At 57.7% G+C, this 3,812-nt stretch carries 2 protein-coding genes; both read left to right on the top strand.

Annotation, left to right across the window (positions count from 1 at the left end; all coding sequences use genetic code 11):
• Positions 1-258: 258 nt before the first annotated feature.
• Positions 259-1,284, top strand: a complete 1,026-nt coding sequence (locus ACOCD2_RS14115; protein ID WP_293648214.1) for a class I fructose-bisphosphate aldolase — start codon at positions 259-261, stop codon at positions 1,282-1,284.
• Positions 1,277-3,688 (top strand): phosphoenolpyruvate synthase, encoded by a 2,412-nt coding sequence (gene ppsA, locus ACOCD2_RS14110; RefSeq protein WP_293648217.1) that lies wholly within the window; start codon positions 1,277-1,279, stop codon positions 3,686-3,688. The genes ACOCD2_RS14115 and ppsA overlap by 8 nt, the downstream gene beginning before the upstream one ends.
• The last annotated feature ends 124 nt before the right edge of the window (positions 3,689-3,812 follow it).

Below are 3,812 nucleotides of genomic sequence, written 5' to 3'. Positions count from 1 at the left end.
GACTGCTACTGATTTTTCACCATGTCCCTGTCCGGCAGTGGTGGAACCGTAAATGCAGAAAATTCGAACCGCCCAATTGGCGAGGAAGTGAGCAGGATGCAGCAATCAGCGTATAGAACAGGCTCTAACGGGCAGTATGAACAAAATAGCAACTTTATTTCACCCGAAAATATACGGTGGAACAATGTTGCTTACTCTAAACTCTAGTCCCCGAGGTAGCGTGAAAGAAACCACAAGTAAAATATTCAGGAGGACATTATGAGCACAAGCAGTGAATTACAGCAGACCATCGCCGACATGGTAGACGATCACCGCGGTATTCTGGCCGCGGACGAAAGCCTGCCAACGATTACCAAGCGCTTCGCCGGCATCAACGTCGAGGCTACTGAAGAAAACCGGCGCGCTTACCGGGCGCTGCTGCTGGATACACCGGATCTCGGAAAATACATCGCCGGTGTCATCCTGTTCGAGGAGACTCTGGCACAAAAGGATGACAATCAGGTTCCCCTGCCTGAAGTCGCCTGGTCCCAGAAGATCGTTCCCGGTGTCAAGGTGGACAAGGGCAAGGGTCCCCTGCCCGGCGCTCCCGGCGACCTGATCACCTACGGACTGGACGGCCTGGCCAACCGGCTGGAAGGCTACAAGAAACAGGGCGCACGTTTTGCCAAGTGGCGTGAGGTCTATCCGATCTCCCATCACAACCCGACGCAGATGGGCAGGCATGCCAACGCCGAGATGCTGGCCCGCTATGCAGCCGTATGCCAGGAAATGGGCGTGGTGCCCATCGTGGAACCCGAGGTGCTCATGGACGGCGACCATGACATCGACCGCTGTGCCAGTGTCACCGAGCATGTGCTGCATTCTGTATTCCATGCCCTGCACCTGCACGGTGTCAGCCTAGAACACATGATACTCAAGCCCAACATGGTGCTGCCCGGCAAGGACTGCCGCACCGCCGATCCCCAGGAAGTGGCCGAAGCCACCCTGCGCACCCTGAAGCGTGCGGTACCTGCCGCCGTGCCCAGCATCAATTTTCTGTCTGGCGGCCAGGGACCGGAAGAAGCCACCGCCAACCTGAATGCCATCAATCAGCTCAGGGGAAATGCGCCGTGGCAACTGAGCATCTCCTATGGCCGGGCGCTACAGCAGCCCGCCCTTCATGCCTGGCTGGGCAAGCCGGAAAACAGGGAGAAAGCACAGAAAGCACTGCTCAAGCGCGCACGCCTCAACAGCCTTGCCAGGCAAGGTAAATACCACCCGGCCATGGAAAACGACAATGACTGACACACGCAATCTCATTCGCTGGTTCGAGGAACTGAGCATCGATGATGTTCCGCTGGTCGGTGGCAAGAATGCCTCCCTGGGCGAAATGTATCAGCAACTCACACCCAAAGGCATCCTGATTCCCAACGGTTTTGCCGTTACTGCGGGCGCTTACCGTTACATGCTGGACGAAGCAAACGCCTGGGATGAGCTGCACCAGGTACTCGACAATCTCGATCCGGAAAATGTCGACGACCTGGCCAAACGCGGCGCCCAGGCGCGGGAAATCATCTATGGCGCAGGACTGCCCGAAGATCTGCAGGCTGAAATACTCCAGGCCTATGGAAAACTCACCGAGCAATACGGCGAGAGCCTGACGGTGGCCGTACGCTCTTCGGCGACAGCGGAAGACCTGCCCACCGCCTCGTTCGCAGGACAGCAGGACACCTATCTGAACGTCAGTGGGGAAGCATCCCTGCTGGATGCCTGCCGCCGCTGCTTCGCCAGCCTGTTCACCGACCGGGCCATACACTATCGCGTCGACCAGGGCTTCGACCATTTCAAGGTGGCCCTGTCCATCGGCATCATGAAAATGGTGCGCTCTGACCTGGCCGCAAGCGGAGTCATGTTCTCCCTCGATACTGAAACAGGTTTCGAAGATGTGGTATTCATCACCGGCGCCTACGGGCTGGGCGAAAATGTCGTTCAGGGAAACGTGGAGCCCGACGAATTCTATGTCCATAAACCCACTTTCCACGAAGGTTACCGGGCGGTCATCCGCCGTCATCTGGGCAGCAAGCGTATCAGGATGGTGTATGCCACCGGCCATACAAAGTCCACCACTCGCAACGAAAGGGTGCCCGACACAGACCGTAACCGCTACTGCATCAGTGACCAGGAAGTGCTGAAACTAGCTGAATACGCGCTCACCATCGAGCAGCACTACAGCCAGGAAGCCGGGCACACCAAGCCCATGGACATGGAATGGGCAAAGGATGGTCTGGATGGCAAACTGTATATCGTTCAGGCCAGACCCGAAACCGTCGCTTCCCAGCAAAAGGGAAGCATACTGGAACAGTATCACCTCGATGGCGACGGCGAGATCCTTACCCGTGGCTATGCCGTAGGCACCAGGATCGGTAAAGGTATCGCCCGTTATATTCCGGACGTCGCCCACCTGCACGAATTTCAGGCCGGTGAAGTGCTGGTGGCGGATACCACGACACCCGACTGGGAACCGGTGATGAAGATCGCCTCGGCCATCGTCACCAACCGGGGTGGCCGTACCTGTCACGCCGCCATCATTTCCCGGGAACTGGGCATACCGGCCGTGGTGGGCTGCGACAATGCCACCCAGGCCATCAGTAACGGTGAAATGGTTACCGTCTCCTGTGCCGGCGGCGACGAAGGACGGGTGTACAAAGGTGATATCCCCTTCAGCGTGGAGCGCACCGACCTGTCGGGTCTGGCACGTCCCAAAACAAAAATCATGCTCAACCTGGGCAATCCGGATCTGGCATTCACCACCCGCGCCCTGCCCAACGACGGTGTCGGCCTGGCCAGGCTGGAGTTCATCGTCAACGAATACATCAAGGCGCATCCCATGGCGCTGCTGCATCCGGAAAAAGTCGCAGACGAGCAGGAATGCAAACAGCTGGAGACCCTCACCCGCAACTATCACGACGGTGGCGAGTATTTCATCAAACGTCTCTCCGAAGGTGTAGGAACGATTGCTGCGGCTTTCTATCCCAAGCCGGTGATCGTGCGCATGTCCGACTTCAAGACCAACGAATATGCTTCACTGCTGGGCGGGCGTTATTTCGAGCCCGTGGAAGCCAATCCCATGATCGGTTTCCGGGGTGCGGCGCGTTATACCCACCCCGCCTACAGAGAAGGCTTTGCCTTGGAATGCGCAGCAATGAAACGTGTTCGTGAAGTCATGGGACTCAAGAACGTCAAACTCATGATCCCCTTCTGCCGCACCCTGCAGGAAGGTGAGAAAGTTCTTTCAGCCATGGCCGAACACGGGCTGGAGCGTGGCAGTGATGGTCTGGAGATCTACGTCATGTGCGAGATTCCGAACAATGTCATCCTCATCGACAAGTTCTCGAAACTGTTCGACGGGTTCTCCATCGGCTCAAACGACCTCACCCAGCTGGCCCTTGGGGTGGACCGGGATTCGGAAATCGTTTCCTTCGACTTCGATGAACGTGACGAGGGTATAAAAACCATGATCCGAATGGCCGTGGAGGGCGCCCGGCGCAATGGACGTCACTCGGGACTGTGCGGACAGGCGCCCTCGGACTATCCGGAAATGGCGGAATACCTGGTGAGGATCGGTATCGACTCCATGAGCCTGAATCCTGACACCCTTCTCGGCACGACACGGCACGTACTGGAGGTGGAAGAACAGTTGGTGCACTAAACTTACGCTGCCAGCCATGGAGAGCGAAGCGAAGGCTGGTAGACCCCAGTAGCCGCGAGGCCGCACTGTTTTCCCGGCGTGCCTTGCGCCAGAGGGAAAACAAAGTAGGCCTCCGAACGCGGCG

Origin of the sequence: Thiolapillus sp. (assembly GCF_048562965.1) — a bacterium.
Taxonomy (GTDB): Bacteria; Pseudomonadota; Gammaproteobacteria; order Chromatiales; family Chromatiaceae; genus Thiolapillus; species Thiolapillus brandeum_A.
Note: the sequence above shows the minus strand (reverse complement) of the source record. Positions and strands in the feature narration are given on the sequence as shown.